Raw genomic sequence first — 26,402 nt, forward strand, 5'->3', positions numbered from 1 at the left:
GAGGCGCGCAGCAGCAGGCGCAATTCCGTCATTTCCTTGCGCAGATCAATATCCTAGGGTCGGCACATGATCCTGTCCCAAGGCCGCCGGTACGTTTTTATTCACATCCCCAAGACCGGCGGCACCGCACTGGCGCTGGCGCTGGAGGCACGTGCGATGGCGGATGACATGATGCTGGGGGATACCCCGAAGGCGCTGAAACGCCGCCGCCGCCTGAAAGGTGCTGAGGCGCGCGGGCGGCTATGGAAACACTCCACCCTGGCCGATATCGAAGGGCTGGTGCCAAAGGAAACTCTGCGCGGGCTGTTTGCCTTCACCCTGGTGCGCAACCCTTGGGACCGGGCGGTAAGCTATTACCATTGGCTGCGCGGCCAGGGCTTCAATCATCCGGCCATCGGCCTGGCGCAAGCGCTGGGATTCCGCGCCTTCGTGCAGCACCCGGAGATCATCGCAGCGTTCCGCGGCAGCCCGGCGTCCTCCTATATGCGCCATGCAGACGGGGGGGAGCAGTGCCAGCTTTACATCCGGCTGGAGCATTTCCTATCTGACGCGCAGCCGCTCTTTGATCACCTCGGGTTTTCCCTTGAGCTGCCTGTGGTCAACGAAAGCGGCCGGCGGCAGGACTGGCGGAGCTATTACGACACCGCTGCAGCCGAGGCCATTGCCGCCGCCTGCGCACAGGATATCGCGCAATTTGAATACTCTTTTAACGATTCTCTCCTATCCAAGTGACAGAGTGCTGCGTTGGGAGCGCCTGTCCGGGACCTTATCCGGCCTCGGGCGGACTGATTGGCGCGGCGGAGTGAACAATGCCCGTTTGTTGCCTTAGTTCCGGCCCATAAGTGGCAAGGATCAAAGAAAAAGATCGGGATGGCCTGCGGGGTGGCTGCCGCGGCTGCAGGAGAGGATCGCAGATGCTGGACTGGCTACTGAAACGCACAAACATTCCGGCGGACCGGGTGATGAACAGCGGCTTCCCGCTGGCTTCTGTGGGCCAGGGCGGGTTTCTGGCCGGAACTCATGTGGCGTCCAACCTGGGTTGGCGCCCGGTGGAGGCGTTGACGCCCGGCGACAAAGTACTGACTTTTGATCACGGCATGCAAACTGTCGTGGAGCTGCAGCGCGAAGCGATGATCCCGGTGGAGGGCGGTCTTCACCCCCCCCGCTGCCCGCTGTTCGTGCCGCGCGACGCGCTGATGAACCGGGTGCCGATGTGGCTGATGCCGGACCAGGGCGTGCTCTTGGAAAGCGAGCTGGTGGAGGACGCCCAAGGCGACCCCTTTGCCATCGTTCCGGCCTGCACGCTGGAAGGCTACCGCGGCATCCGACGGATGCACCCTGGTGCCCAGCTGGAGCTGGTGACGCCGCGCTTTGCCGAGGATCAGGTGATCTATCTGGAAGCCGGGATGCTGGGGTATTCGGCGGCCCCGGCAAACCTGATGTGCGGGCGGGTGTTTGCGGAGCAGGGTGCCTACCGTGTTTTGGATCCGGACGAGGCCCGCGGCCTGGTTCTGGCCATGATGGCTGAGGAAAAGTTCTGGACCGCAGGCGCCGCTGCCGGCGCGGCGCAGCCCGAGGCCAGGGTGTAAACTCCGGCGTCCAGCCCGCTGACAAAAAATAATAAGGCCAGCGCGTGGGGCGCTGGCCTTTTCTCGTACTGTGCTTACCCTCAGGCCGCTGCAGAGGCCTCCGGCGCAAAGCGGGTATAGAAGCTCTGGCCTTTCTCCGCCATCTCGCGCAGCAGCGCCGGGCAGGCGAAGCGGTCGCCGAATTGTTCGGTCAGGCTGTCGCAGCGTTCTGCCGCATAGGGCGTGCCGAGAATGTCCAGCCAGCTGAGCGGACCGCCGGACCAGGGCGCAAATCCCCAGGCCAGGATGGCGCCGACGTCGCCCTCGCGGATGTCCATCAGCACGCCTTCCTCCAGCGCCCGCACAGCCTCGAGCACCTGCGCGAACATCAGCCGTTCCTGCACCTCGATCAGGTCAGGCTGTTCAGCCGCCAGCGGATATTTCTCCTGCAGGCCTGTCCAGTATTCGACGCGCTTGCCCTTGTCGTCGTACTCAAAGAAGCCCGCGTTCGACTTGCGGCCCAGACGGCCCAGTTCTTCCATCCAGAAGATCAGGTCATCCGCCGGGCTTTCCGGATAGGCATCGCCCATCGCCGCCTTGGTGGCGCGGGCAATCTTGGCGCCCAGATCGATCGAGGTCTCGTCGGTCAGCTGCACCGGCCCCACCGGGAAGCCAAGCTGGCGTGCGGCGTTGTCGATCAGCACCGGGCTGACACCCTCGGTGATCATCCGCAGGCCTTCGTTGATATAGGGCAGGATGCAGCGGTTGGCGTAGAAGAAGCGCGCGTCATTGACCACAATCGGCGTCTTGCGGATCTGGCGCACATAATCCAGCGCCTTGGCTACCGCGCGGTCGCCGGTTTCCTTGCCCTTGATGATCTCCACCAGGAACATCTTCTCGACCGGCGAGAAGAAGTGGATGCCGATGAACTGATCCTGGCGGCTCGATGCTTTGGCCAGCTCGGTGATCGGCAAGGTGGAGGTGTTGGAGGCAAAGATGCAGTCCTCGGGAATGATCGCCTCGACCTTTTGGGTCATCTCGGCCTTGACGCCCGGGTCCTCGAACACCGCCTCGATGATCAGATCGCAGCCCTTCAGCGCCTCCAGGTCCGGGGTGGCGGTGATCTGCGCCAGCAGCGCCTCTTTCTTCTCCTCGGTTGCCTTGCCGCGTTTGATGCCCTTGTCCATGTAGGCGGCGGAATAGGCCTTGCCCTTGTCGGCGGCGTCCTGATCTCGGTCGATCAGCACAACCTCCATGCCGGCCTGGGCCGACACCAGCGCGATGCCTGCACCCATCATGCCGGCACCCAGCACGCCGATTTTCTTCACGGACTGATCCGGCACGTCCTTGGGCCGCACTGCGCCTTTTTCCAGCGCCTGCTTGTTCAGGAACAGGCTGCGGATCATGGCAGAGGACGACGGGTTCATCAGCACGTTGGTGAACCAGCGCGCCTCGATCTTCAGCGCGGTGTCGAAATCGACCAGAGCGCCCTCGTAGATGGAGCTAAGCAGCGCCTTGGCCGCCGGGAAGGCGCCTTGGGTCTTGCCGTGCACCATCGCCGAGGCGCCGACAAAGGTCATGAACCCTGCGGGGTGATAAGGCGCGCCGCCCGGCATCTTGTAGCCCTTGGCGTCCCAGGGTTTGACCAGGTCTGCGTCCTTGGCGTTCAGCACCCATTCCTTGGCCGCGGCCAGCGCATCATCGGCCACGGCGTCGATCAGCTGCGCACCCTTGGCCTTCTTCGGGTCCATCATCTTGCCTTCCAGCAGGACAGGGGCCGCCGCCATTGCGCCCACCATGCGGGAATAACGGGTGGTGCCGCCGCCGCCGGGGAAGATGCCGATCATGATTTCCGGCAGGCCGATCCTGGCCTTGGGGTTGGAGGTCATCACCCGGTGGTGGCAGGCCAGCGCAATCTCGGTGCCGATCCCGGCGCAGGTGCCGTTGATGGCGCAGGCCACCGGCTTGCCGCCTTTCTTGGTCTTGGGGTCCATGCCCGCCAGCTCCAGCTTGCGCAGGATGCGGTGGCCGCCCATGGTGAAGTCGAACAGGCCCTGGGCCGGGTTGTCGCCCGATTCCTCGCGGATGGTGGCCAGCACGTTCAGATCCATGCCGCCGGCAAAGTCCTTCTTGCCGCTGGTGATCACGATGCCCTTTACGGCCTCGTCTTCCAGTGCACGGTCAACGTATTCCTCCACCAGGCCAAAGGCCTCGCGGGTGAGGACGTTCATGGATTTACCTTCCGCATCCCAGGTGATGATTGCGACGCCGTCTGCGTCCACGTTGTATTTGAAATCGCTCATGTGTCTTCTCCGGTCTGGTCAGCCGTCAGCGGGCTGCCGTCCTTACGGGTAAATGTGAACTCGCTCCTTGCGAATTTCACCATCATGTCCAGATCGCTGTAATAGCCGGTCTCTGTCGGGGTGCGGGTGCCCACCACCAGAAAGGCGGCAGGCTTGTCCGAACGGTTCACCAGGTGGTGGCCGTTTTCCTCTCCCGCCGGAAAGGCGGCGCAGTCGCCTGGCATCATTTCATGCGCGCCCTGATCGTCGATCAGGGTACAGATGCCCTCGGTTACCATCACGAACTCGTCCTGCTCCATGTGGTAATGGCGCAGGGAGGAGGCCGCGCCGGGCTCCAGCCGCACGATGTTGACACCGTATTGCGTCAGCCCGCCCGGATCTCCCAGCGGCTGCACGCTGCGGCCTTCGCAGGCCTCGGCCAGCTTGCCGGGGTAGCCCGATCCGCTGCGCCAGGGCAGTTGGGAAAGGTCCAGCTTCGGCATCAGACGCGCTCGATGATCGTTGCCGCGCCCATGCCCGAGGCGATGCACAAGGTTGCCAGGCCGCATTCCTTGTCCTGCCGCTCCAGCTCATCCAGCAGGGTGCCGATGATGATCGCCCCGGTGGCGCCCAGCGGGTGGCCCATGGCGATGGACCCGCCGTTGACGTTGACCAGCTCCGGATCTACGTCGAACGCCTGCTGGAAGCGCATCACGACAGAGGCAAAGGCCTCGTTCACCTCAAACAGGTCCAGGTCGCCGATCTTCATGCCAGTGTCGGCCAGGATCTTCTCGGTCACCGGCACCGGGCCGGTCAGCATGATGGTCGGATCGGTGCCGATCTTAGCGGTGGCCTTGATCCGGGCGCGCGGCTTCAGGCCATGGCGTTCGCCAAACTCCTTGTTGCCGATCAGCAGCGCAGCTGCGCCGTCCACGATGCCAGAGGAGTTGCCCGCATGGTGGATGTGGTTGATCCGCTCCAGATGCGGGTACTTCAGCATCGCCACCTTGTCGAAGCCGGGCATCACTTCGCCCATCTGCTGGAACGCGGGGTTCAGCGACCCCAGCGCCTGCATGTCGGTGCCGGGGCGCATATATTCGTCGTGGCTCAGGATCGGCAGGCCGTTCTGGTCACGCACGGTGATCACCGACTTCTCGAACCGCTTCTCTTCCCAGGCTTTGGCGGCCCGGCGCTGGCTCTCCATTGCCAAAGCGTCCGCCTGATCGCGGGTAAAGCCGTATTCGGTGGCGATGATGTCGGCAGAGATGCCCTGCGGCACGAAATAGGTCTCCATGGCGAGGCTCGGGTCCACCGCAATCGCCGCGCCGTCCGAGCCCATGGCAACCCGGCCCATCATCTCAACACCGCCCGCGATGTAGCCATCGCCTGCGCCGCCCTTCACCTGGTTCGCCGCCAGGTTCACCGCCTCCATGCCGGAAGCGCAGAAGCGGTTGATGGCCAGGCCCGGGATGCGTTCGTCCAGATCGGAGGCCAGCACGGCGGAGCGCGCCAGGCAGCCGCCCTGTTCCATCACTTGGGTGACGTTGCCCCAGATCACGTCCTCGACCGCGTGGCCTTCCAGATTGTTGCGCTCCTTGATCGCGTTCAGCGTCAGAGCAGAGAGGCGGACCGAGGTCACCTCATGCAAGGAGCCGTCCTTGCGTCCTTTGCCGCGCGGGGTGCGCAGCGCGTCATAGATATATGCGTCTGTCATCTTGCTCTCCTCAGGCCCGGTCCGACGGTTTGCCGGGCATCAAATCATAGGGGTGTTTCCAGCCGGGCAGGGCGCTGATGCGGTCCAGCCAGGCGCTGATATGGGGCCAGTCGGCCCGGTCAAAGCCGAAGGGCTCCGGGTAAAACAGGTAGCCGCAGCAGGTCAGATCGGCGTTGGTGAGATCACCGCCCACGATCCACTCGCGGCCCTGCAGATGGGTGTTCAAGGTGGTGAAGGCAGCCTTCAGGCGCCCCTGCATGAAGGCGATCACTTCCTGCGGGCGTTTGTCCTCGGGGATGAAATTCATCAGGAAGCGCGTCATGCCAATCTGGCTGGACAGTTTGTGGTTGTCCCACAGGATCCAGCGCAGGATCTCGTATTTGTCTTCCGGGCGGCCTGCGAACTTGCCGGTCTTGTCGCTGATGTACTGCTGGATCACGCCGGACTGCGACAGGCGCACATCGCCGTCCACCAGCACCGGCGCCTCAGCCATCACATTGAGGCCGCGGTAATCGTCGCCGCGGTGCGCGCCGCTGAAGAAATCGACAAAGACCGGCTCCCAGGCGAGGCCTGACAGCTCCAGCGCCAGCGCTGCCTTGTAGGAATGTCCGCTTTCGCCGAAGCAGTGCAGTTTGATTGTCATCTGTTGCTCCCTGTGTCTGCTGGCGGAGCGGGGGTTTCACACCCCCGCACCCCCGTGGAGTATTTTTGGAAAGATGATGCAGCGTTAACCCGCCTCACCCGGCTGTTTGCTATTTTGGGCCTGCGGTACAGGCTGGAGAGCCGATGGCCGTGAAAGGTGAAGACGTCCCTGCCCATTCGGCGAAGGCCTGGGGGCAGGGGCTCAACCTTGTTTTCATCTTTCCCCAAATACTCAAATCCCATTACCAGCCTCCTGCGGACCCGCCGCGGCCCCTGCGGCTACAGCGCCCGCGCAATAAGCTCCTTCATGATCTCATTGGTGCCGCCGTAAATCCGCTGCACCCGCGCATCGGCCCACATTTCCCCGACGGCGTATTCCTGCATGTAGCCATAACCGCCGTGCAGCTGCAGGCATTCGTCCAGCACCTCGCCTTGGGTGTCAGTGATCCAGTATTTCGCCATCGCGGCCTTTTCGACGGTCAGTTTGCCCTCCAGATGCTCTGCGATGCAGTCGTCCAGGAAGGCGCGCGCGACCTTGGTCTTGGTCAGGCACTCGGCCAGCTTGAAGCGGGTGTTCTGGAACTGCGTCAGCGGTCCGCCGAAGGCCTCCCGCTCCTTGCAGTAGGCCACGGTGCGCTCCACCGCGCCATCCATTGCGCCAACCGCGCCGCAGGCGATGATCAGCCGTTCCTGCGGCAGCTGCTGCATCATCTGGTAGAAGCCCTGGCCTTCAACGCCGCCCAGGATGTTCTCCGGCGGGATCTCCACATCGCTGAAGAACAGCTCCGAGGTATCCGCCGCGTGGCAGCCGATCTTGTCGAGGTTGCGGCCGCGGCTGAAGCCCTCGGCACCATCGGTTTCCACCGCCACCAGCGACACGCCCTTGGCGCCTTGGCTGGGGTCGGTCTTGGCGGCCACCAGGATAAGGTTGGCGTGCTGGCCATTGGTGATGAAGGTCTTCTGCCCCGACAGCCGGTAGGCATTGCCGTCGCGCACGGCCTTGGTCTTGATCGCCTGCACGTCGGAGCCGGTGGAAGGCTCGGTCATCGCCAGCGCGCCCACCAGTTCGCCGCTCACCATCTTCGGCAGCCAGCGCTGTTTCTGCTCCTCGGTGCCATAGGCCAGGATGTAGTGGCCGACGATGCCGGAATGGATGCCATGGCCCCAGCTGGCCAGATTGGCGCGGCTGCCTTCCATCAGGATCACCGCCTCATGGCCGAAGTCACCGCCGGCGCCGCCGTAGCCTTCGGGGATCGAAGGGCACAGCAGGCCCAGCCCGCCGGCCTGGTTCCAGGTCTCGCGGTCCATCATACCTTGCTTGCGCCAGGTCTCGAACTTGGGTGCCCATTCATTGGTGATGAACTGGGCCGTCATCTCCCCAAGCATCTGGTGCTCTTCTGTCATCCATGCGGAGCGCGTGCTGGTCATGTTTCTCCCTTCGGCCCGTTTGCGGGCCTTATCTTTTGCGCGCCTCCAGCTCGGCGTTGAACAGCCGCAGCCGGTGGCTCAGGTTCTCGTAGTCCGTCACGCTGTCGAAGTTCTCGAACAGGAATGACAGCGCTTCTCCCTCATCCAGCCCCGCCTCATGGGCGAACCTCTTCAGCCTGCGGTAGCCGTCCTCCGTCATCGCGATCGGCAGGCGGCGGGTCAGGCGGAAACGTTTCGGCATAGTCGGGTCCTTTGCATGTCAAGGCACCGGCCGGGGCGGCAGCGGGCACCCTGCAAGAGGGTGCCCAACGGCATCAGAAGGCGTCCGCGTCCAGCGCCATCACCGTGTCCGCGCCGCTTTCGATGCGGGCGAGGTGCAGCTTGGTCGCGGGCAGCCGCCGTGCCATGTAGTACCGGCCGGTTGCGAGTTTCGTCTCATAGAACGCCGCGTCATCGGCCCCGGCGTCAAGCGCTTCCTGCGCCGCCTTGCCCATCCTGGCCCACATCAGGCCCAGGCAGACCTGGCCGAACAGATGCATAAAGTCGTAGGAGCCGGCCAGCGCCTGGTTCGGATCTTTCATGCCGCTTTGCATGAAGAACATGCCGGCTGCCTGCAGATCCTTGGAAGCCGCCTGCAGCGGCTTGATGAAGTCCTTGGTGTAATCGTCGGAAATGTCTTTGTTTTCCTGACAGAAGGTCTTGACCATATCAAAGAAGGCCAGGACGTATTTGCCGCCGTGCTGGCCCAGCTTGCGGCCCACCAGATCCAGCGCCTGCACGCCGTTGGCGCCTTCGTAGATCATTGCGATGCGGGCGTCGCGGGTGTATTGCGACATGCCCCATTCCTCGATGTAGCCGTGGCCGCCATAAACCTGCTGCGCCTGCACGGTCATGTCATAGCCCTGATCGGTCAGGAAGCCCTTGATCACCGGGGTCATCAGCGAGATCAGACCGTCGGCATCCTTGTCGCCCGCGCGGTGCGCCTGGTCGATCAGGCTGGCGCCCCACAGAAGGAACGCGCGGGCGCCTTCGGCAAAGCTCTTCTGATCCATCAGCGAGCGGCGGATGTCGGGGTGCACGATCAGCGGGTCCGCCGGGCCGTCCGGGTTTTTGGCACCGGTCACGTCGCGGCCCTGCAGACGGTCCTTGGCGTATTCCACCGCGTTCTGATAAGCGGCCTCTGCCTGTGCCAGCCCCTGCATGCCGACGCCCAGGCGGGCCTCGTTCATCATGGTGAACATGGCGCGCATGCCCTTGTGCTCTTCACCCAGCAGCCAGCCGGTCGCGCCGTCATAGTTCATCACGCAGGTGGAGTTGCCGTGAATGCCCATCTTCTCTTCGATCTTGCCGACCGAAACGCCGTTGCGCTCGCCTAGGGAGCCGTCAGAATTCACCAGAAACTTGGGCACGATGAACAGGCTGACGCCCTTGATGCCCTCGGGGCCTCCGGGGATCTTGGCCAGCACAAGATGCACGATATTCTCTGCCATGTCGTGATCGCCGGAGGAGATGAAGATCTTCTGCCCGGAAATTTTGAAGCTGCCGTCACCCTGCGGTTCCGCCTTGGTGCGCATCAGGCCCAGGTCGGTGCCGCAGTGCGGCTCGGTCAGGTTCATTGTGCCGGTCCACTGGCAGCTGATCATGTGGGGCAGATAGGTGGCCTTCTGCTCATCCGTGCCATGCGCCAGGATGGCCGATGCTGCGCCATGGGTCAGGCCCTGGTACATGGTAAAGGCCTGGTTCGCGGCAGAAAAGAACTCGCCCACCGCAGTGCCCATTACATAAGGCATGTTCTGGCCGCCGAACTCCTCCGGCATGTCCAGCCCGGTCCAGCCGCCTTCCTTCACCTTTTCAAAGGCTTCCTTGAACCCTTTGGGTGTGTAAACCACGCCATTTTCCAGGCGGCAGCCTTCCTGGTCGCCCACCGTGTTCAGCGGGTGCAGAACCGCGCTGGCGATTTTGCCTGCCTCTTCCAGCACGGCGCCGGTGAACTCCGGCTCCAGTTCGTTGTATCCGGGGATGTCCAGGCCGGAGACCTTCAGCACATCGTGCAGAATGAACTGGGCGTCTTTGGCGGGGGCTTGATAGGAAGGCATTGCGGTCCTCTTCAGGGTCTTGTTGCTCAAATCAGTACCGGGCAGGCCGGCGGGAAAGGGCGGGGCGGCGGCCTATTCGGCCGCCTCCTTTTTGGCCTTCATCGAGGCGATCATCTTTTCGCCCCAGGCCAGCTGGTCCTTCAGGTCCTCGATTGCCTCGGTCAGCTCCTCGCGCTGGCGCTCCATATCGGCGAGCCGGTCACGCGCGACCTCATAGGTCTTGGTGAGCTGTGTCACCTGCTGGTCGCCGACATGGTACAGCTCCAGCAGCTGGCGGATTTCCTCCAGGCTGAACCCGAACCGCTTGCCGCGCAGGATCAGCTTCAGGCGGGCGCGGTCGCGCTTGGTGAACAGCCGCCTCTGGCCGTCGCGGATCGGGAACAGCAGTTCCTTGGCTTCGTAGAACCGGAGTGTGCGGGGTGTTACATCAAAGGCCTCGCACATCTCGCGGATGCTCATGGTTTTCTCAGTCATCATCGTCACTCTTACGGCTTGGTGCGGGACCAAGCTGTGCGCAGTTCGGATTTCGATCAAGACTGACTTTACGTTTACGTAAGTTGTACGTTGCGTCACTTCGCAGGGCGTTTCGAGTTGGCAAAACGTGCGCGGCATGACGTAACGTTACATACCGATTGGGGTCCTGATAGCTGTTTTCGCTACGGAAATTCCCCGAATTCAGGCGAATCCAGCAGCCGGATCCTCAGTAAGCAAAAACCCCGCCGTAAAGGCGGGGTTGCATGTCCAAAAACACAGGCGGGGCTTATTTCAGCAGCGCCCGGGTGCTTTCGCGCAATTCGCTCAGCTCTTCAATGGCCTCATTGATCTGCTCGCGCTGCTTTTCCAGTTCGACCAGCTGGCGGTCAGCCATTTCCATGAACGCATGGTTCTGGGCGTCGTTGCCCTCTTTTTCATAGATCAGCAGCCATTGGCGGATTTCTTCCAGCTGAAAGCCGAACTTGCGCCCGCGCAGGATCAGCTTCATCCGCGCCCGCTCGCGCGCGCCATAGAACCGTGACCGGCCTTCGCGGTCCGGCTGCAGCAATTCGATGTATTCATAGTAGCGCAGCGTCCGCGGCGTGACTTCGAACTCAGCGCACATTTCCTTGAATGACAATCTGTTGTCGGTCATCCGGTATCTCCCTTGCCGGGAACCTATGCACTTGCAGCGAACAGTGCAACCTCCGCGGCGGCACACTTGCGCTTTTGCCGGGGCAGGGCCAAAGATGAGAGAAACATTTCAAAGGGGCAGCCTCATGGCCGACAAGACCGAGCTCGCGCGCCAGTTCATCGAAGCAATCCCGCACGCCAAGCAATTGGGAATGAAGCTGACTGAGATCAGCGATGGCACCGCCGAGATCCGCATGGGGTATGATACCAAGCTGATCGGCGATCCGGCCACCGGCGTCATTCACGGGGGCGCGGTCTCTGCGCTGATGGACACCTGCTGCGGTGCAGCGGTGATGAGCCATCCTTCCGCCCCCGGCGGCACCGCCACCATCGACCTGCGCATTGACTATATGCGCCCCGCGACTCCGGGGCAGGCAATCACCACCCGCGCCACCTGCCACCACATCACCCGCACCGTGGCCTTTGTCCGCGCCGTGGCAATGGACGAGGATACGGACCGCCCCGTCGCCACCGCCTCCGGTGCCTTTACCGTGGAGAAGAAATTTTGAGCCGCCCCCGTCCCGAACCGATCCAGGTGGTGAAACAGCGCCGCGATGCAGCCCTGTCGGCGCTGGTCGACTCGGTGCCTTATATCCGCTTTCTGAACGTGACCTTCGAGCGCCGCGGTGATGAGCTGACAGCAGTGCTGAATTTCGACGACAAGCTGATCGGCAACCCTTTCCTGCCCGCCATCCACGGCGGGGTGACGGCGGCGTTTCTGGAAATCACCGCGATGATCACGCTGAACTGGTCGCACCTGTGGCAGCGCATCGAAAACGGCGATCTGGATCCGGCGGAAATGGCCAAGGGCAACCTGCCGCGCCAGCCCAAGACCATCGACTTCACCGTCGACTACCTGCGTTCCGGCCTGCCGCGCGATGCCTATGCCCGCGCCCGCGTGAACCGGTCAGGGCGCCGCTATGCCTCTGTGCATGTGGAGGCTTGGCAGGACCATAAGGACAAACTGTTTGCCCAGGCCACGGGGCATTTCCTGATGCCGCAGGACCAGAACGGCGAAGGCTGAACAGATGGCCGGCGCGGACACCGGGATCACCCACAAACGGGTGCTTAAGATCGCTTTGCCGATTGTGTTGTCGAACGCAACGGTTCCGATCCTTGGTGCCGTTGATACCGGCGTGGTCGGTCAGATGGGCGAGGCCGCGCCCATCGGCGCTGTCGGCATCGGCGCGGTGATCCTGGCGACGATCTATTGGATCTTCGGTTTCCTGCGCATGGGCACCACCGGCCTTGCCGCGCAGGCACGCGGCGCAGGGGACTGGGCCGAAACCGGTGCCCTCTTGATGCGCGGTCTGCTGCTGGCCTTTGCCGCCGGCGCCGTTTTTATCATCGCGCAAGGCGCGGTGTTCTGGGGCGCCTTTGCGCTGGCACCCGCCAGTGCCGAGGTTGAAAGCCTGGCACGGGATTACCTGCAGATCCGCATCTGGGGCGCCCCGGCCACCATCGCGCTTTATGCGGTTACCGGCTGGCTGATCGCGGTGGAGCGCACCCGCGGCGTGTTCCTGTTGCAGGTCTGGATGAACGGGCTGAACATCATCCTCGATTTGTGGTTCGTGCTCGGCCTTGGCTGGGGTGTCGAGGGCGTAGCCATCGCCACACTGATTGCGGAATGGACCGGGCTGGCGCTGGGGCTGTACCTGTGCCGCGATGCCTTTGCCGGCGATCAATGGCGCGACTGGGCGCGGGTGTTCGATCCGGCGCGGCTCAGGCGGATGATGCAGGTCAACGGCGACATCATGGTGCGTTCGGTGCTGCTCACAGGCTCCTTCACCACCTTCCTGTTCATCGGCTCCGGCATCGGCGACGTGAACCTCGCCGCCAATCAGATTCTGCTGCAATTCGTCGAGATCACCGCCTTTGCGCTGGACGGCTTTGCTTTCTCCGCAGAGGCGCTGGTGGGCGGTGCCGTCGGTGCCAAGGCGCGGGACCGGGTCCGCCGCGCGTCGGTCATCACCTCGCAATGGGGTGTGGGCGGTGCGGTTCTGCTTGGCATCGCCTTTGCAGCCGGTGGCCCCTGGCTGATCGACCTCATGTCCACCTCTCCCGAGGTGCGTGAGGCCGGCCGGGTGTTCCTGATCTGGGCGGCTGTGCTGCCGGTCCTGAGTGTTGCCAGTTATATGTTCGACGGCATCTATATCGGGGCCACCTGGACCCGCGACATGCGGTGGGCAATGCTGCAATCGGTGGCCATCTATGTGGCCGCGCTGCTGCTGCTGGTTCCGGCCTTTGGCAATCACGGCCTGTGGGCTGCGCTGATCGTGCTGAACATTGCCCGCGGCATCACGCTGGGCCTGCGCTACCCGCGGCTGGAGGCGCAGGTGGGCGCTTGAGCTTGCAGGGCGGGCCGGCGGGCCCGCCCCAATCGGTCACAGCAGCGCTTCTATCGCCTCGGTCGGGCGGCCGATCACCGCCTTGCCGTCCTTGATGGCAATCGGACGTTCGATCAGGATCGGGTGCGCGGCCATCGCCGCCAGCAGCTCTTCCTCAGGGCTGTCCTTTGAAAGCCCCAGCTCCTTAAAGACGGTCTCGCCGGTCCGCATCATTTCCACCGTGGAGACACCAAGCGCAGCCTGCACCGCCTTCAGCTCTTCAACGGAGGGCGCATCCTCCAGGTAAGCGCGGGTCTGAACCTCTGCGCCGCGAGCCTCGATCAGGGCCAAGCCCGCGCGGGATTTCGAACATTTCGGGTAATGCCAATAGGTGATCACAGCCAATCCTTCCGTTTGGTTCCAACCGCTTGCGCGACGTTCTCAAACCCGTCCCGTGCCAGCAGCGCGTCCAGCCCGCGGGCAATATCACCCGCCAGCGACAGCCCGCCATAGACCATCGCGGTGTAGAATTGCACGGCGCTGGCACCGGCGCAGATCTTGGCATAGGCCTGCTCCGCCGTGCTGATGCCGCCGACGCCGACCAGCGGCACCTTGCCCTCCAGAAGCTCCGACAGCTGTGCCAGAACCCGGGTGGATTTTTCAAACAGCGGCGCACCGGACAGCCCGCCGGCCTCGCCCTTATGGGCGCTTTGCAGCCCGTCGCGCGACAGCGTGGTGTTGGTGGCAATCACCGCGTCGATGCCGGTTTCCAGTGCGACGGCGGCAATATCCTCGATACCCGCACGGTCCAGATCCGGCGCGATTTTCAGGAACACCGGCACCCGGCGGGCAAGCCCCTCGCGGGTTTCGATCACACCCGCCAGCAGCGCCGACAGCGCCGCCTTGCCCTGCAGGTCGCGCAGTTTTTCGGTGTTGGGGGAGGACACGTTGACGGTGGCAAAGTCCAGATGCGCGCCGCAATGGGCCAGCACCTTGGCGAAATCCGCGGCGCGGTCCTCGCTGTCCTTGTTGGCGCCGAGGTTCAGGCCGATGACCGCATCCGGGGGCCGCTGCGCCAGCCGCGCGCCGATCGCCTCCATGCCCTCGTTGTTGAAGCCAAAGCGGTTGATCGCCGCCTTGTCCTCTGTCAGGCGGAACAGGCGCGGCTTGGGGTTGCCGGGCTGCGGGCGCGGGGTGGCGGCGCCGACCTCGATGAAACCGAAGCCGGATTTCGCCAGCGGCGCCAGCGCCTCGGCGTTTTTGTCATAGCCTGCCGCTAGTCCCACGGGGTTCGGCAGCTCAATCCCCGCCAGCGAGGTTTTCAGCCGGGCAGAGGTGACCGGGCCGGGGGCAGGGGCCAGCCCCATGGTCAGCGCCTTCACGGACAGCCCATGCGCCGCCTCCGGGTCGATCCGGTGCATGGCGGCGAGCGCCAGTTTCTCGGTCAGCTTCATGTCATTTCCTCAGGGAACTGATGGGTGCCCCCGACCAGCGGCAGCGGCTTGGCCCAGACCACATCCGCCATGCGGATATTGCGGTAAAGATGCGGGAACTCGGCGCCGCCGCGGGAGACTTCCCACTTCAGGTCTGCACTCATCGCGTCCGCATCGCAGGCTAGGAGGGTTAGCCCCTCGGCCCCAGCAAAATGCTTGGCCGCCGTCTCAGCTGCCTGTGTCGCGGTGGAGAAATGGACGTATCCGTCCGCCACATCAATCGGCGCGCCCTGGGTCTCGCCCTTGGCCTGCAGCGCGGCCCATTCGTCCGCCCGGAAAATCTTGTAAATCAGCATGAGCGCCTGATGCCCTGCGTTTGCAAAGGAATCAAGGGGGATTGGCAGCATGCGGCCGCGCAAAGCTGACGCAAGGGGAGGCGGCGGCCCGGCTTTTCCCCTTTGACCGGCGCGGGGTTTGGGCGCAGGCTTTCCTCAAAACAGAACAACGGGAGCGCTCCTCATGATTGCACGCATTCTCACATCGGTTGCAGCCCTGGCCCTGACTGCCGGCGCCGCGGCGGCGGAGTACAAGCTGACCATCCTGCACACCAACGACTTCCACTCGCGGTTTGAGCCGGTCAACAAATACGACAGCACCTGCGACGCAGAGGATCAGGCCGAGGGCAAGTGTTTCGGCGGCACCGCGCGGCTGGTGACGGCCATCGCCGATGCGCGCGGGCGGGCGGAAAACGCGATCCTGGTGGATGGCGGCGACCAGTTTCAGGGCTCGCTGTTTTATACCTATTACAAGGGCAAGGCCGCGGCGGCGTTTATGACCAAGCTGGGGTATGACGGTATGACCGTCGGCAACCACGAATTCGACGACGGGCCGGAGGTTCTGCGCGGGTTCATGGATGCGGTGGGCTTTCCGGTACTGATGTCCAACGCGGATGTCTCCGCCGAGCCTGCGCTGGCGGATATGCTGAAGAAATCCACGGTGATCGAGCGCGGCGGCGAGAAGATCGGTCTGATCGGCCTGACGCCGGAGGACACGCATGAGCTGGCAAGCCCCGGCGAGAACGTGCATTTCTCTGACCCCGTGGCGGCGGTGCAGGCGGAGGTGGACCGGCTGACCGCCGAGGGCGTGAACAAGATCGTGGTGCTCAGCCACTCCGGCTATGGCGTCGACCAGCGGGTGGCGGCAGAGACCACCGGGGTGGATGTGATCGTCGGCGGCCATTCGAACACCTATCTGTCCAACACCTCGGACAAGGCCGCAGGGCCGTATCCGACCGTGGTGAATGGGGTGCAGATCGTGCAGGCCTATGCCTATGGCAAGTTTCTGGGCGAGCTGAACGTGACGTTTGACGACGCAGGCAAGGTTATCAGCGCCACCGGTGAGCCGCTGATCATGGATGCCGCGGTCAGCGAGGATGCGGCCACACTGGACCGCATTGCCGAGCTGGCGCAGCCGCTGGATGAGATCCGCAACAAGGTGGTGGCAGAGGCGGCTGAACCCGTCGAAGGCAGCCGCGATGTGTGCCGGGTGCAGGAGTGCCAGATGGGCAATCTGGTGGCTGATGCGATGCTGGACCGGGTGAAGGATCAGGGCGTGACGATTGCCATTGCCAACTCCGGCGGCATCCGCGCCAGCCTGGATGCAGGCCAGGTCACCATGGGCGAGGTGCTGACCATCCTGCCGTTTCAGAACACGCTGTCTACATTCCAGATCGACGGCGAAACCCTGGTTGCGGCGCTGGAAAACGGCGTCAGCCAGGTGGAGGACGTCAAGGGCCGTTTCCCGCAGGTGGCCGGGCTGAAATTCAGCTGGGACAGTTCTGCCGCACCGAATGCGGGCCGCGTCACCGAGGTGCTGGTGGCAGAGGGCGCGGGCTTCGTGCCGGTTGATCCGGCCAAGACCTATGTGGTGGTCACAAATGACTATGTCCGCAATGGCGGCGACGGCTATGCGATGTTCGAGGGCGACGACAAGAACGCCTATGATTTCGGCCCCGATCTGGCCGATGTGCTGGCGGAGTATCTGGCGGCCAAAGGGCCCTATACGCCCTATACCGATGGGCGGATTTCGCAGGTTAAATAGGCGGGCTGAAATAGGTCAGAGTTGCTGTCCGGATGTTTCGCGCGCGAAACATTCGGACAGGGAGGCTGCCGCATTATTTTCAGGGTTTGTTCAGCTTTGCGGCCTGTTTGTTAACAGCCGCCAGGGGCTTTCGCCGACCGTTTGCAAATGGCAGAATGCGGGGCATGGACCACCCGTTGATCGACCTCATCAATGCCCGCGTCGAAGCCGCCGAGAAAGACGGTGCCTTTGACAATCTAGCTGGCGCCGGCAGGCCGTTGCCGCATTGCGACGACCCGGAGAATGAGCTGGTCAACCGGCTGGTGCGCGAAAGCGGCGGGGTGCCGGAGTTCGTGAGCCTGTCGCGTGAGCTGCAGCGCCTGCGGGCCGAGCTGCGCGAGGCCGGCGACCGCAGCCGCCGGCAGGAGATCCTGAAAGAGATGTCGATGATGGACGCGCGGATCGAGATCGCGCGCAAGGCCTACACCAAGTAGGCCCCGTTACCCTTTGACTTCCGGCCAGATTTCCGGGTTGAGGCCGTCGATGAAGGGGGCCAGGACATCGGCGTATTTCTCCCACTTTCCAATCGAGCGTGTGTGCGCGGTCTGTCGCACTTGGGTGTTCGACAGCGTCAGCACCTGGCCCTCGTGCCGTTCCGGGTGGGCCATGTCCTCAACCCAGTCCAGCCCGCAGAAGGCGGCCAGCTTGCGGCTTTCGCCCTCGATATCGGCAACGAAGCTTTCGTAGCGCAGGTCATAGATCCGTCCCGGCATCACCTGGCGCCAGTGCTGCATCAGCCGGCCATAGAGGTTGAACCGGTGCGCCATCGCCTTGAGGTCGTAGGCATAGGTGAGCGAGCTGCCGGAGAAATAGCCGCGCCAGATCGACAGCGCCACATCGCGCGGGTCGCGGCAAAGATGAACAAACCGTGCATCCGGGTAGGCGGTCCCAAGGTGGCCCAAAAGGCGGTAGTTGTCGGGCATCTTGTCAACATAGGCTGCCGTGCCTTCGGGCATTTGCGGCAGGCGGCTGATGTCCTCTGCCACGAAATTGCGGGCGGCCTCGGCGGTGAAGTCCTGATCCTTGTCAATAAAGGGATGCAGCAGAAAGGCCGGCACGCCGCGTTCGCCCAAGGGGAACACGTCGGGGTGCAGGCCGATCACGGTTTCGGTGAGCGTGGTGCCGGAGCGCGGCATCCCCACCACATAGATCGGGCGCGGGCCGTCTGCTGCGGTCTCTGCCGGGGTGATCACCTCTGGGAAGGCCGCCATGAGGCGGCTGAACTGGCGCTCGCTTTCCTCGTAGTCATAGGGGGTCTGCGCCGCCATGCAGGCGTTGGCCTCGTCATTGTGGGCGGCAAAAGCCTCCTTGTCGCCCGCCTGATCGGCGATCCGGGCCAGGGCAAAGCTGACGTTGGCGCGGTCGAGCGAGCGGGGGGCGGCGGCCTTCAGTGCTTTTTGCGCGGCGGGCAGCAGCTCAGCGTTCTGTTCGCGGCTGCTGATGCGGGCCAGCATTTCCAGCACCTGGGTGTCCTTGGGGGCCAGCTCCAGCAGCGCCAGGCACTGTTCGCGCGCCGCGCCGCTTTCGCCGTTGGAGATCAGCTGGCTGGCCAGACGCCTGCGCGCCTCGGCGTTCTGCGGTGCCACGGCGACGGCCTTTTGCGCGGCTGCGGTGGCCTCCTCCTGCCGCATCAGCCGGGCCAGCAGCAGGCTGGCGTTCTGCAGCGCGTCGGCGTCGTTGGGGTTCACCTTGAGCGCCGCCTGGTAATCCGCCAGCGTGGCCTTTTCATCGCCTAGCGTGTTCCAGGCGGTGGCGCGCAGGCGCAGCATCCGCGGCTGGCGGGGATCGCGGGCCAGTGCTGCGGTGGCGGTCTCAATCGCGGCCTCCGGCGCGTTCATTACCAGATGCGCCTGCGCCTGCAGATACAGCGCCGCCTGATCGCCGGGCTGGTCCTTCAGCACCCGCTCCAGCAGCTTCATCGCCTGTTCGCCCTGCTGCATGAACAGCAGCGTCTGGGCCAGGTTCTTGCGAGCGTCGTGAAAGCCGGGGGCCAGCGCGAGCGCCTTCTTGAAGTACGGCACGGCATCGCGGTGCTTGCCCAGGCCGGACAGGGAAATGCCGGCGATATTCGGGAAATCCGGGTGGCTCTTGTGCCGCTTCATGCCGCCCTTGGACTGTTTCAGCGCCTGTTTGAACTTGCCCTGGTTGAGAAAGCCCAAGGCGGACTGGAGATCGTTCTGAAGAGTCATTGGGCCTATCTATCATCCTGTCGGGGCGGCTGAAATACGGTGGCCAAGGGACGCTTTGCAAGCCGGCCCGGGGCTGGGTTGGAAATCAGCATGTGCGGACGATTTGCCATAACCCTGCCCACGGATGCAATGGCGCAGCTGTTTGCGGCGCAGCCTGCGAATGATCTGCCCAAGGTGCCGGATGACAACGTCTGCCCGGCCAATCCGGTGCATGTAGTGCAGGCAGGCGATACGGGGCGGCAGCTGGCCGCCATGCGCTGGGGGGGCCTGCCGCATTGGTACAAGGGCGAGAGCGCCGGACCGCTGCTGATCGCGCCGTTCGGGCAGGATGGTATCCCGCGCGGCGGCTGATCTGAGGGTTACTCGGCGGCGTGGCGGACGGGCAGGTCGCGCTGTGGAGCGCGGCTGAGATCGTTTCCGGCCAGGGTCGCCTTTTTCAGCAGGGCCACAAAGGTCTCCTGCTCCGCCGCGGTGAGGCCCGTGAGAATGCCGGGCTGGGACTCCCGCACGATGGGCAGAATGCGGTCCAGCAGCGCCGCGCCATCCCGGGTCAGGCTGACCTCGCGGGCGCGGCGGTCGGCCTGGGAGACGCGGCGCTCCACCAGCCCCTTGTCGACCAGCCGGTCCACCACCTTGCCCAGGGTGGCGCGGTCATAGGCGATGAGACCCGCAACCGAGGCCTGGTCGATGCCGGGGTGGCGGCGGATGGCGGCCATGGCGGAAAACTGCACCGGGGTAAGGTCGGTGCCTTCTGCTGCCATATGGTCCATGAACCGGGCCACGGAGATCTGGTGCAGCCGCCGGATCAGGTGGCCGGGCAGGGTGTGGATGTCCAAAGGGTCGCTGATCATGGCCTTTCGGTCCTTGCCGGTTGAAGTGCGCCGGGGCGTCTGCCCGGGCAGGTCTGTTTGCAAGGTTTGCCTTAGCGCCCCGTGCGCATTGCGCGCAAGTAATATTGCCGCAAACAGGGCTATTGCGGCTTTTCCTTGCGCATAGGGCGCGGTAGGCATGGGCCATGGCGCTGACATTCACCTCCCTGCAAGAGTTCTATGCCCACGGATTCGATACTGTGATCGACGTGCGCAGCCCGGCGGAACATGCCGAGGACCATGTGCCCGGCGCCATCAGCCTGCCGGTGCTGAACAACGAGGAGCGGGCGCAGGTCGGCACCATCTATGTGCAAGAGAGCCCCTTTAAGGCGCGCAAGCTGGGGGCGGCGCTGGTGTTCCGCAATGCCGCGAACCACATTGAACAGAGCCTGAGCCATCACGAGGGCGGCTGGAAGCCGCTGGTCTACTGCTGGCGCGGCGGCCAGCGGTCGGGGTCGTTCACCTGGATGCTGCAGCAGATCGGCTGGCGCGCCGAGGTGGTGGAGGGCGGCTATCAGAGCTACCGGCGGCTGGTGAACGCGGCGCTGTATCAGACCGCGCTGCCGCACCGGCTGGTGGCGCTGGACGGCTACACCGGTTCGGCTAAGACCGAGGTGCTGAAACGGGCCGGGCAGCTGGGCGTGCAGGTGCTGGACCTGGAGGGGCTGGCCAATCACCGCGGCTCGCTTCTGGGGGACATGCCGACACCGCAGCCCGCGCAGAAGGGGTTTGAATCGGCCCTGGCGGGCGCACTGATGAAACTGGACCCGGCCCGCCCGGTGCTGGTGGAGGCGGAATCGAGCAAGATCGGCCAGCGGATCATTCCGCCGTCGGTCTGGGACGCGATGAAGCAGGCGCCGCGGATTGAACTGCAGGTGCCGGTTGCGGCGCGCTGCCGGTATCTGGTGGCGGCCTATGACGATATCCTGTCGGACGCGGAGCAGCTGCGGGACAAGCTGGGTCCGCTGCGCGCCCATCGGTCCGGCGCGGTGGTGGACGGCTGGTTTGCCAGCATCGAGGCTGGAGACAAGGCGGGGCTGACCGAGGCGCTGATGGCGCAGCACTACGACCCTGCTTACCGCAAATCCCGCGCGGCCATCGGGGCTGAGGTCGCCGCCACAGTCGCTGCCGGGGCGCTGGATGAGACCGGACTGGATGCCGCCGCGGCGCAGGTTGCGGAAATTATGACCAGGCTTTGAGGCGGACGGTGCGGGGATCTCCCGCCCGTCGCTGGTGCATCTGCGATGCCCCGCTCCCGTTGGGCGCGGCGCTGCGCTGGCGCGCAGCGGGTCAGGCGCTGAGTGTGATCGTACCGATAGCTCCTGTAACCTTGCCGATTTTGGCTGCGGGATATCCGGAAGCCGTGAGCTGCTCCAGCACCTCATCAGCCTGATCTGCGGCAACCGCTGCCAGCAGGCCGCCGGCAGTTTGCGGGTCGAACAGCAGGTCCTGCCAGCCGGTGGTGCGGAGCTCGGGCAGGGCGGCCTGATTCGCGGGGAACAGCGAGGAGCGGATGCCGCGGTCGGCAAGCTCTGCGGCACCCTGCATCAATGGGATCTTGCGGGCGGACAGCTCTGCCCCTGTGCCGGACGCCTCGCAAATGCCAAGGAGATGGCCGAGCAGGCCAAAGCCGGTCACATCGGTCATCGCATGGGCGTCCTGCAGGATGCGGGCGGCGGCGCCCTGCGGCTGGCTCATCTGCTCCAGCGCAGCCGCCACCCAGTCTCCCTTGGCTTCGCCGGCCATCTCCGCTGCCATCAGAACGCCGGAGCCGAGGGGCTTGGTCAGGATCAGCGCATCGCCGGGTTTGGCGCCGGCAAGGGTGATGGCGGGGCGGGGGCAGAGGCCGGTGACGGTGAAGCCGATGGTCAGCTCATCCCCCAGCGAGGTATGGCCGCCAACGATGGCGGCACCGGCCTGTTGCATGACCTCCGAGGCGGCGCGCATGATTTCCTGCAGGGTGCGGGCCTGCAATTCGGGCGACATGCGCGGCAGGATCAGGTTGGCGGTGGCGGCCTGCGGATCTGCCCCCATTGCCCAGATGTCGCCGAGCGCGTGGACGGCGGCGATGCGGGTCATCAATACCGGGTCGTTGGTGAAGCTGCGTAAATGGTCGGTGCTGATCACCTGTTTAGTGTTGCCGGTTATCAGCAGCGCCGCGTCATCGCCGGGCAAGGGCGTTATGTCCTTGCGGTCCGTGCTGCCAAGCCCTGCGAGCGTGCCAAGCAGCGCGTCGCGCCCGACCTTGGCGCCGCAGCCGCCGCACATGGGTTTGTCCCCCAGTGCCTGCACCATATCGAGGGTGTGCTCGGCGGGGAGGTCCGGCGGGTCCATGGCGGGAAGGTCGCGGAACTTGTCCATGAAGGCCTGGTCGATGCGGTCTTTCCAGGTCCACATCAGCGGGCCTGAGAGAGTGGTGCCGAAACGTTCGCCAAGCGCCTCCTTGGAGCCCATGGAGATCAGTTTCAGATAATCCTTCTGCGGACGGTATTTGCGCTGGGGATCGCCGGTCAGCAGGGCGCGGAGGTTGTGATAGAGCACCGGCGATTGCCTAACGGCATAGACGCCCGCCTTGGGGCGCGGGGCAAACGCCATATGGGCGCAGTCGCCGGCGGCAAAGACATTGGCGGCGGAGCTTTGCAGGGTTTCGCCGACGCGGATAAAGCCGTCCTGCAGGTCCAGGCCGCTGTCCGCCAGCCAGTCATAAGGGCGGGCGCCGGCGGCGCCGGTGGTGAAGTCCGACAGGATCTCGCGGCCGTCCTGCAGCGTGATGTAGCCGTCATCAATGCGTTCGATTCTGGCGTTTTCCTCCAGCCGCACACCGTGTTCCACCAGGGCGCGGCACAGGGTCTGGCGCGCCTTTGTGCCAATTGCGCGCAATGCCTCGTCGCTGTCAATCAGTGTTGCCTGGGCGAGGCGGCCGCGGGCGCGCAGCGCATAGGCCATGGCGAGGATCAGCTCCACCCCAGCAACGCCGCCGCCGATCACCGCGACATGGGCGGGGCCGTCGTTTTCGCGGAAGGCGGCCCAGCGGGCGGCGAAGCGGCCGAGGGGTTTCGCGGGGATGCCGTGGTCTGCAAAGCCCGGCAGATCCGGCATGGCGGAGGTGATGCCGATGTCGATGGAGGCGACGTCATAGGCAATCGGCGGGCGGTCCGGCACATGCACCAGCCGGGCTGCGGTGTCGATATGTTCAGCCGCGCCCAGAACCACGCGGGCCCCGGCAAAACGGGCGAGGCGGACCAGGTCGATGTCCAGCTCCTCGCGCCCGTAGTGGCCTGCGACAAAACCCGGCAGCATGCCGGAATAGGGCGCAGTGGGGCCTGGGTTGATGATGGTCAGCCGGGCGCCGGGCAGGGGTTTCATCCCCCATTTGCGCAGCATCAGCGCGTGGGTGTGGCCGCCGCCCACCAGCACCAGGTCACGGGTCAGCGGCAGGCGGGAGGTGTCGATCACGGTTTATGCCTTCCTGAGTGCAGTGCGTTTCAGTCTTCGGCGGGCGGGGTTTGGGACGCGTGGCGGCGTTCCTCATCCTCGGGCGTGTCATGGGTGGCCCAGTGATCGTCGCCGCCGGCCTCGGGCATGGTGTCGCGGGTTTCCTGCCGGTGGATATGAACCTTGGCAATGAAATTGGCCGTGATCGGAGCGGTGAGGAACAGGAAAAGGGTGATCATCAGCTCATGGTAGGAGAAGTACTTCTCAAACGCGGCGGCGTGCAGCATCGAGGCGAGCAGCACGCCGCCGACGCCGAGAGTAGTGGCCTTGGTCGGCGCATGCAGGCGCGACATCGGGTCGTTCAGCTTGATCAGGCCGAAGGAGCCGACAATGCCGAAGATCCCGGCAATCACCAGGAAGGCGGCAACGAGGAATTCAAACAGGGTTTCCATATGTCTGCCTCACTCGATGATGTTGCCGCGCAGGATAAAGCGCGCGTAGGCCACGGTTGAGACAAAGCCGAGCATGGCGATGATCATCGCGGCCTCAAAGAAAATCTCGGTCCCCAGTGCCATGCCGTAGAGCACCATCAGGGCGATGGCGTTGATGAACATGGTGTCGAGCGCCAGGATGCGGTCGGCCACATCGGGGGCGGTGACGACCTTCCAGAGGTTCATCAGCATGGCAAGCGCAAAGCAGGCAAAGGCGAAGGTTGCGGCGCTTTCGATCATTCGAAAATCTCCATCAGCCGGCGCTCGTAGCGCTGTTTGATCTCATCCCGCACCGCGTCGGGGTTGGGGGCATCGAGGCAGTGGACCAGCAGGGCGTGGCCCTCATCCGAGACATCCGCCGACAGGGTGCCGGGGGTCATGGTGATGGTGCCTGCAAGGGCGGTGATCGCTTCGGGCGTTTTCAGGTCCAGCGGGATGGTGATCCAGTTCGGTCGGCGGTCGGCGTTGGGTTTGAACAGCACGATGCGGGCGACGATGATATTGGCCTGCACGATGTCCAGCAGCACCACCAGGATGTACTCCGCGATCTTCAGCGGGTGCTGCAGCCGGGGCCGGTTGGGCCAGTAGGGCTGGGTCACGAAGGGGATCACCACCCCCAGCATGAAGCCGAAGAGCAGCGAGTTCAGCGACCAGCGGTTTACCATCAATAGCCAGGTGAGGGTCAGTAGAAGGGTTAGCAGCGGGTGCGGGAACAGGCGCCAGACGATTTTCATTCTGCAGTCCTCCCCAGAACTGTGTCGATATAGGCCGAAGGCGCATAGAGCTGCGCTGCCGTCGCCTCTGCATAGCGGGTGGCGGGGCCTGCAAACACGGTGAGCGCCACCAGACCGCCAAGGAGGCCGAAGCAGGCCACGAAGGGCAGCGGTGCCGGTCTGGCGGGCAGGGTGCCCACGGGCGGTTCCTCGATGGTGGCGGGTTCTTCAGGCTCCAGCCCGTGGCCCTTCCAGAACAGCAGCGAGCCTGCGCGGGCCATGCCGATGATGGTGATGAGCGAGCCCAGCAGGATCACGCCCCAGATCCAGGGCGCCAGAGCAGCGCCGCGGGTGGCGTCCAGCACCAGCAGTTTGCCCAGGAAACCCGACAGCGGCGGCATGCCCGCCAGCGCGATGGCGGCAGCAAAGAACAGCGCCGAAATCAGCCCGGTCTGCGGCATTGGCAGCTGCGGCAGGATCCACTGGCCCTGACGCTCCATCACCAGATCGGCGACCAGGAACAGCAGGGCAGCGGCGAGGGTGGAATGCACCAGGTAGTAGAGCGCAGCCGCGGCGGCGGTCTGGGTGAACAGCGAAATGGCGATCAAGAGCGTGCCCATGGAGGCGATGGCGCCGAAGGCGGCCAGACGGCCAAGCTTCTTGGAGCCAAGAACGCCGATGGCACCTGCGCCAAGGGTCAGGAGAGCAGCGGGCAGCAGCCAGCTTTCGGTGAGGCCGGCTGTGGCCTCGACCTCAGGCCCGAAGACCAGCGTGTAGATGCGCAGGATCGAATAGGCGCCGACCTTGGTCATGATGGCGAACAGCGCGGCCACCGGCATTGGCGCGTTGGCATAGGCCGAAGGCAGCCAGAAATGCAGCGGCAGGAGGGATGCCTTGATGGCAAACACCAGAAGCAGCATCACCGCGCCGACGCGCAGGAGCGCCGTGTCCTCTGCCGGGATCTGGGCGACCTTTACGGCGAGGTCGGCCATGTTCAGCGTGCCGGTCACCGCATAGAGCGTGCCGAGCGCAAACAGGAACAGGGTGGAGCCGAGGAGGTTGAACACCACATACTGCACCCCGGCCTGAAACCGGCGGGTGCCGCCGGAGTGGATCATCAGGCCATAAGAGGCAATCAGCAGCACCTCGAAGAAGACAAACAGGTTGAAGGCGTCGCCGGTCAGGAAGGCGCCCATGATGCCCATCAGCTGGAACTGGAACAGCGCGTGGAAGTTGCTGCCGCGGGTGTCCCAGCCGGAACCGATGGCATAAAGCAGAACCGGCAGCGCCAAGAGGGACGTGAGCACGATCATCATCGCCGACAGCCGGTCCAGCACCAGCACGATGCCAAAGGGCGCGGGCCAGTCGCCCAGCTCATAGACCTTGACGGTGCCGTCTGCGGCCTGTGCGGCCAGGGTCAGTGTGACACCTGCCAGCAGCACCGCGCTGGCCAGCGAGAAGATCCGCTGCAAGTCCAGGTGGTGGCGCAGCACCATGATGATGAAGGGCGCAACAAGGGCAGGCAGCACCACTGGCGCAATCAGAAGGTGTTCCATCATGCGTCCTCCTCTGCGCCGTCGGCTTCGACGGGCATGGCAGTGCGGTCATCGCGGGACGACAGATACGCTCCCAGCGCGATCATCACCACCACGGCGGTCATGCCGAAGGAGATCACGATGGCGGTCAGCACCAAGGCCTGCGGCAGCGGGTCGGTATAGGCGACCTCTTCGTATTTGTTCAGGATCGGCGGTGCGCCGGTGACCAGCCTGCCGGTGGCAAACAGGAATACATTGACCGCATAGGTCAGGAGCGACAGGCCCAGGATCACCGGGAAGCTGCGGCGGCGCAGGATCAGGTAGATGCCGGCCGCCGTCAGAATGCCCACGGCCGAGGCAACGAGAAGTTCCAT

The 26,402-nt window shown here is 64.4% G+C and carries 28 protein-coding genes and 1 pseudogene; 9 read left to right on the forward strand and 20 right to left on the reverse strand.

Features of this window, described 5'->3' with window-relative positions:
• Positions 1-66: 66 nt before the first annotated feature.
• Positions 67-732 (forward strand): sulfotransferase family 2 domain-containing protein, encoded by a 666-nt coding sequence (locus AC5STB_RS15120; RefSeq protein WP_495443633.1) that lies wholly within the window; start codon positions 67-69, stop codon positions 730-732.
• A gap of 182 nt (positions 733-914) precedes the next feature.
• A complete protein-coding gene (locus AC5STB_RS15125; RefSeq protein ID WP_495443634.1) occupies positions 915-1,589 on the forward strand; it encodes a Hint domain-containing protein in 675 nt (224 codons plus the stop codon).
• An 80-nt stretch (positions 1,590-1,669) separates the two neighbouring features.
• Here the strand turns inward: AC5STB_RS15125 and AC5STB_RS15130 are convergent, their stop codons facing one another.
• The 9 genes from AC5STB_RS15130 to AC5STB_RS15170 all read right to left on the reverse strand — a co-directional run bounded on the left by AC5STB_RS15130 (position 1,670) and on the right by AC5STB_RS15170 (position 10,859).
• On the reverse strand, positions 1,670-3,871 hold the full coding sequence (locus AC5STB_RS15130; RefSeq protein WP_495443635.1) for a 3-hydroxyacyl-CoA dehydrogenase NAD-binding domain-containing protein: 2,202 nt from the start codon (positions 3,869-3,871) through the stop codon (positions 1,670-1,672).
• Positions 3,868-4,353: a cupin domain-containing protein gene (locus AC5STB_RS15135; protein ID WP_495443636.1), complete on the reverse strand. Its 486-nt coding sequence runs from the start codon at positions 4,351-4,353 to the stop codon at positions 3,868-3,870. Before AC5STB_RS15135 ends, AC5STB_RS15130 begins: the two co-directional genes overlap by 4 nt.
• Positions 4,353-5,564: an acetyl-CoA C-acetyltransferase gene (locus AC5STB_RS15140; protein ID WP_495443637.1), complete on the reverse strand. Its 1,212-nt coding sequence runs from the start codon at positions 5,562-5,564 to the stop codon at positions 4,353-4,355. The genes AC5STB_RS15135 and AC5STB_RS15140 overlap by 1 nt, the downstream gene beginning before the upstream one ends.
• A 10-nt stretch (positions 5,565-5,574) precedes the next feature.
• On the reverse strand, positions 5,575-6,207 hold the full coding sequence (locus AC5STB_RS15145) for a glutathione S-transferase family protein (protein ID WP_495443638.1): 633 nt from the start codon (positions 6,205-6,207) through the stop codon (positions 5,575-5,577).
• Positions 6,208-6,485: 278 nt separating this feature from the next.
• A complete protein-coding gene (locus AC5STB_RS15150) occupies positions 6,486-7,634 on the reverse strand; it encodes an acyl-CoA dehydrogenase family protein (protein WP_495443639.1) in 1,149 nt (382 codons plus the stop codon).
• 28 nt (positions 7,635-7,662) lie between these two features.
• Positions 7,663-7,875, reverse strand: coding sequence for a hypothetical protein (locus AC5STB_RS15155; RefSeq protein WP_260015268.1), 213 nt, complete (start codon positions 7,873-7,875; stop codon positions 7,663-7,665).
• A gap of 73 nt (positions 7,876-7,948) precedes the next feature.
• Complete coding sequence (locus AC5STB_RS15160; protein ID WP_495443640.1) at positions 7,949-9,730, reverse strand: acyl-CoA dehydrogenase C-terminal domain-containing protein; 1,782 nt, start codon at positions 9,728-9,730, stop codon at positions 7,949-7,951.
• Positions 9,731-9,802: 72 nt separating this feature from the next.
• Positions 9,803-10,204 carry a MerR family transcriptional regulator gene (locus AC5STB_RS15165; RefSeq protein WP_495443641.1) on the reverse strand — a complete coding sequence of 134 codons (402 nt, stop codon included), beginning with the start codon at positions 10,202-10,204 and terminating at the stop codon, positions 9,803-9,805.
• 286 nt (positions 10,205-10,490) lie between these two features.
• Positions 10,491-10,859 (reverse strand): MerR family transcriptional regulator, encoded by a 369-nt coding sequence (locus tag AC5STB_RS15170; RefSeq protein WP_222476223.1) that lies wholly within the window; start codon positions 10,857-10,859, stop codon positions 10,491-10,493.
• 124 nt (positions 10,860-10,983) lie between these two features.
• Here AC5STB_RS15170 and AC5STB_RS15175 point away from each other — a divergent pair, with 124 nt between their 5' ends.
• From AC5STB_RS15175 to AC5STB_RS15185, 3 genes are read left to right on the forward strand one after another with little or no spacing between them, the layout of a single operon-like run.
• A complete protein-coding gene (locus tag AC5STB_RS15175) occupies positions 10,984-11,406 on the forward strand; it encodes a PaaI family thioesterase (protein WP_495443642.1) in 423 nt (140 codons plus the stop codon).
• Positions 11,403-11,921, forward strand: a complete 519-nt coding sequence (locus tag AC5STB_RS15180; protein ID WP_260015262.1) for a PaaI family thioesterase — start codon at positions 11,403-11,405, stop codon at positions 11,919-11,921. The genes AC5STB_RS15175 and AC5STB_RS15180 overlap by 4 nt, the downstream gene beginning before the upstream one ends.
• Before the next feature lie 4 nt (positions 11,922-11,925).
• Positions 11,926-13,245 carry an MATE family efflux transporter gene (locus AC5STB_RS15185; RefSeq protein WP_495443643.1) on the forward strand — a complete coding sequence of 440 codons (1,320 nt, stop codon included), beginning with the start codon at positions 11,926-11,928 and terminating at the stop codon, positions 13,243-13,245.
• Between the two features lie 36 nt (positions 13,246-13,281).
• Here AC5STB_RS15185 and arsC read toward each other — a convergent pair whose 3' ends face one another.
• The 3 genes from arsC to AC5STB_RS15200 are packed head-to-tail and all read right to left on the reverse strand — an operon-like array spanning position 13,282 to position 15,013.
• On the reverse strand, positions 13,282-13,623 hold the full coding sequence (gene arsC, locus AC5STB_RS15190) for an arsenate reductase (glutaredoxin) (protein ID WP_495443644.1): 342 nt from the start codon (positions 13,621-13,623) through the stop codon (positions 13,282-13,284).
• A complete protein-coding gene (locus AC5STB_RS15195) occupies positions 13,620-14,678 on the reverse strand; it encodes a quinone-dependent dihydroorotate dehydrogenase (RefSeq protein WP_495443645.1) in 1,059 nt (352 codons plus the stop codon). The genes arsC and AC5STB_RS15195 overlap by 4 nt, the downstream gene beginning before the upstream one ends.
• On the reverse strand, positions 14,675-15,013 hold the full coding sequence (locus AC5STB_RS15200; RefSeq protein ID WP_495443646.1) for a DUF952 domain-containing protein: 339 nt from the start codon (positions 15,011-15,013) through the stop codon (positions 14,675-14,677). Before AC5STB_RS15200 ends, AC5STB_RS15195 begins: the two co-directional genes overlap by 4 nt.
• 163 nt (positions 15,014-15,176) lie before the next feature.
• Between AC5STB_RS15200 and AC5STB_RS15205 the strand changes: the two genes are divergently transcribed.
• The gene (locus tag AC5STB_RS15205; protein WP_495443647.1) at positions 15,177-16,757 is read left to right on the forward strand and encodes a bifunctional metallophosphatase/5'-nucleotidase; all 1,581 of its coding nucleotides are present in this window, start codon (positions 15,177-15,179) and stop codon (positions 16,755-16,757) included.
• Between the two features lie 164 nt (positions 16,758-16,921).
• Positions 16,922-17,230, forward strand: a complete 309-nt coding sequence (locus tag AC5STB_RS15210) for a DnaJ family domain-containing protein (RefSeq protein WP_495443648.1) — start codon at positions 16,922-16,924, stop codon at positions 17,228-17,230.
• Between the two features lie 6 nt (positions 17,231-17,236).
• On the opposite strand, the gene AC5STB_RS15215 is transcribed toward AC5STB_RS15210, so the two are convergent.
• A complete protein-coding gene (locus AC5STB_RS15215) occupies positions 17,237-18,985 on the reverse strand; it encodes a tetratricopeptide repeat-containing sulfotransferase family protein (protein WP_495443649.1) in 1,749 nt (582 codons plus the stop codon).
• A gap of 90 nt (positions 18,986-19,075) precedes the next feature.
• Here AC5STB_RS15215 and AC5STB_RS15220 point away from each other — a divergent pair.
• Positions 19,076-19,297: pseudogene (locus AC5STB_RS15220) on the forward strand (SOS response-associated peptidase family protein); the annotation flags it as partial.
• A gap of 47 nt (positions 19,298-19,344) precedes the next feature.
• Here the strand turns inward: AC5STB_RS15220 and AC5STB_RS15225 are convergent.
• Entirely contained in the window at positions 19,345-19,836 is a 492-nt protein-coding gene (locus AC5STB_RS15225) for a MarR family winged helix-turn-helix transcriptional regulator (protein WP_495443650.1), read from the reverse strand.
• 164 nt (positions 19,837-20,000) lie between these two features.
• Here AC5STB_RS15225 and mnmH point away from each other — a divergent pair, with 164 nt between their 5' ends.
• Positions 20,001-21,053, forward strand: a complete 1,053-nt coding sequence (mnmH, locus tag AC5STB_RS15230; RefSeq protein WP_495443651.1) for a tRNA 2-selenouridine(34) synthase MnmH — start codon at positions 20,001-20,003, stop codon at positions 21,051-21,053.
• Positions 21,054-21,144: 91 nt separating this feature from the next.
• Here mnmH and selD read toward each other — a convergent pair whose 3' ends face one another.
• Genes selD through AC5STB_RS15260 form a run of 6 tightly spaced genes read right to left on the reverse strand, consistent with a single transcriptional unit; the run spans position 21,145 to position 26,402 of the window.
• Positions 21,145-23,307: a selenide, water dikinase SelD gene (selD, locus tag AC5STB_RS15235; protein ID WP_495444612.1), complete on the reverse strand. Its 2,163-nt coding sequence runs from the start codon at positions 23,305-23,307 to the stop codon at positions 21,145-21,147.
• Positions 23,308-23,339: 32 nt separating this feature from the next.
• Positions 23,340-23,741 carry a Na+/H+ antiporter subunit G gene (locus tag AC5STB_RS15240; protein ID WP_495443652.1) on the reverse strand — a complete coding sequence of 134 codons (402 nt, stop codon included), beginning with the start codon at positions 23,739-23,741 and terminating at the stop codon, positions 23,340-23,342.
• 9 nt (positions 23,742-23,750) lie between these two features.
• Complete coding sequence (locus tag AC5STB_RS15245; protein WP_019295814.1) at positions 23,751-24,020, reverse strand: K+/H+ antiporter subunit F; 270 nt, start codon at positions 24,018-24,020, stop codon at positions 23,751-23,753.
• A complete protein-coding gene (locus AC5STB_RS15250; RefSeq protein WP_495443653.1) occupies positions 24,017-24,514 on the reverse strand; it encodes a Na+/H+ antiporter subunit E in 498 nt (165 codons plus the stop codon). Before AC5STB_RS15250 ends, AC5STB_RS15245 begins: the two co-directional genes overlap by 4 nt.
• Positions 24,511-26,049 carry a monovalent cation/H+ antiporter subunit D gene (locus AC5STB_RS15255; RefSeq protein ID WP_495443654.1) on the reverse strand — a complete coding sequence of 513 codons (1,539 nt, stop codon included), beginning with the start codon at positions 26,047-26,049 and terminating at the stop codon, positions 24,511-24,513. Before AC5STB_RS15255 ends, AC5STB_RS15250 begins: the two co-directional genes overlap by 4 nt.
• Positions 26,049-26,402 carry a Na+/H+ antiporter subunit C gene (locus tag AC5STB_RS15260; protein WP_495443655.1) on the reverse strand — a complete coding sequence of 118 codons (354 nt, stop codon included), beginning with the start codon at positions 26,400-26,402 and terminating at the stop codon, positions 26,049-26,051. Before AC5STB_RS15260 ends, AC5STB_RS15255 begins: the two co-directional genes overlap by 1 nt.

Source organism: Leisingera sp. CC-HEC093, from assembly GCF_059429195.1.

Bases quoted from the DNA above. Each gene is read 5' to 3' on its own strand.
- AC5STB_RS15160 (WP_495443640.1), bottom strand. From the start codon at position 9,730: ATGCCTTCCTATCAAGCCCCCGCCAAAGACGCCCAGTTCATTCTGCAC.
- AC5STB_RS15140 (WP_495443637.1), bottom strand. From the start codon at position 5,564: ATGACAGACGCATATATCTATGACGCGCTGCGCACCCCGCGCGGCAAA.
- AC5STB_RS15200 (WP_495443646.1), bottom strand. From the start codon at position 15,013: ATGCTGATTTACAAGATTTTCCGGGCGGACGAATGGGCCGCGCTGCAG.
- AC5STB_RS15250 (WP_495443653.1), bottom strand. From the start codon at position 24,514: ATGAAAATCGTCTGGCGCCTGTTCCCGCACCCGCTGCTAACCCTTCTA.
- AC5STB_RS15130 (WP_495443635.1), bottom strand. From the start codon at position 3,871: ATGAGCGATTTCAAATACAACGTGGACGCAGACGGCGTCGCAATCATC.
- AC5STB_RS15175 (WP_495443642.1), top strand. From the start codon at position 10,984: ATGGCCGACAAGACCGAGCTCGCGCGCCAGTTCATCGAAGCAATCCCG.
- AC5STB_RS15135 (WP_495443636.1), bottom strand. From the start codon at position 4,353: ATGCCGAAGCTGGACCTTTCCCAACTGCCCTGGCGCAGCGGATCGGGC.
- AC5STB_RS15125 (WP_495443634.1), top strand. From the start codon at position 915: ATGCTGGACTGGCTACTGAAACGCACAAACATTCCGGCGGACCGGGTG.
- AC5STB_RS15240 (WP_495443652.1), bottom strand. From the start codon at position 23,741: ATGGAAACCCTGTTTGAATTCCTCGTTGCCGCCTTCCTGGTGATTGCC.
- AC5STB_RS15260 (WP_495443655.1), bottom strand. From the start codon at position 26,402: ATGGAACTTCTCGTTGCCTCGGCCGTGGGCATTCTGACGGCGGCCGGC.
- mnmH (WP_495443651.1), top strand. From the start codon at position 20,001: ATGGCGCTGACATTCACCTCCCTGCAAGAGTTCTATGCCCACGGATTC.
- AC5STB_RS15185 (WP_495443643.1), top strand. From the start codon at position 11,926: ATGGCCGGCGCGGACACCGGGATCACCCACAAACGGGTGCTTAAGATC.
- AC5STB_RS15195 (WP_495443645.1), bottom strand. From the start codon at position 14,678: ATGAAGCTGACCGAGAAACTGGCGCTCGCCGCCATGCACCGGATCGAC.
- AC5STB_RS15145 (WP_495443638.1), bottom strand. From the start codon at position 6,207: ATGACAATCAAACTGCACTGCTTCGGCGAAAGCGGACATTCCTACAAG.
- AC5STB_RS15150 (WP_495443639.1), bottom strand. From the start codon at position 7,634: ATGACCAGCACGCGCTCCGCATGGATGACAGAAGAGCACCAGATGCTT.
- AC5STB_RS15255 (WP_495443654.1), bottom strand. From the start codon at position 26,049: ATGGAACACCTTCTGATTGCGCCAGTGGTGCTGCCTGCCCTTGTTGCG.
- AC5STB_RS15170 (WP_222476223.1), bottom strand. From the start codon at position 10,859: ATGACCGACAACAGATTGTCATTCAAGGAAATGTGCGCTGAGTTCGAA.
- AC5STB_RS15215 (WP_495443649.1), bottom strand. From the start codon at position 18,985: ATGACTCTTCAGAACGATCTCCAGTCCGCCTTGGGCTTTCTCAACCAG.
- AC5STB_RS15120 (WP_495443633.1), top strand. From the start codon at position 67: ATGATCCTGTCCCAAGGCCGCCGGTACGTTTTTATTCACATCCCCAAG.
- AC5STB_RS15225 (WP_495443650.1), bottom strand. From the start codon at position 19,836: ATGATCAGCGACCCTTTGGACATCCACACCCTGCCCGGCCACCTGATC.
- AC5STB_RS15165 (WP_495443641.1), bottom strand. From the start codon at position 10,204: ATGACTGAGAAAACCATGAGCATCCGCGAGATGTGCGAGGCCTTTGAT.
- AC5STB_RS15155 (WP_260015268.1), bottom strand. From the start codon at position 7,875: ATGCCGAAACGTTTCCGCCTGACCCGCCGCCTGCCGATCGCGATGACG.
- AC5STB_RS15205 (WP_495443647.1), top strand. From the start codon at position 15,177: ATGATTGCACGCATTCTCACATCGGTTGCAGCCCTGGCCCTGACTGCC.
- AC5STB_RS15245 (WP_019295814.1), bottom strand. From the start codon at position 24,020: ATGATCGAAAGCGCCGCAACCTTCGCCTTTGCCTGCTTTGCGCTTGCC.
- AC5STB_RS15210 (WP_495443648.1), top strand. From the start codon at position 16,922: ATGGACCACCCGTTGATCGACCTCATCAATGCCCGCGTCGAAGCCGCC.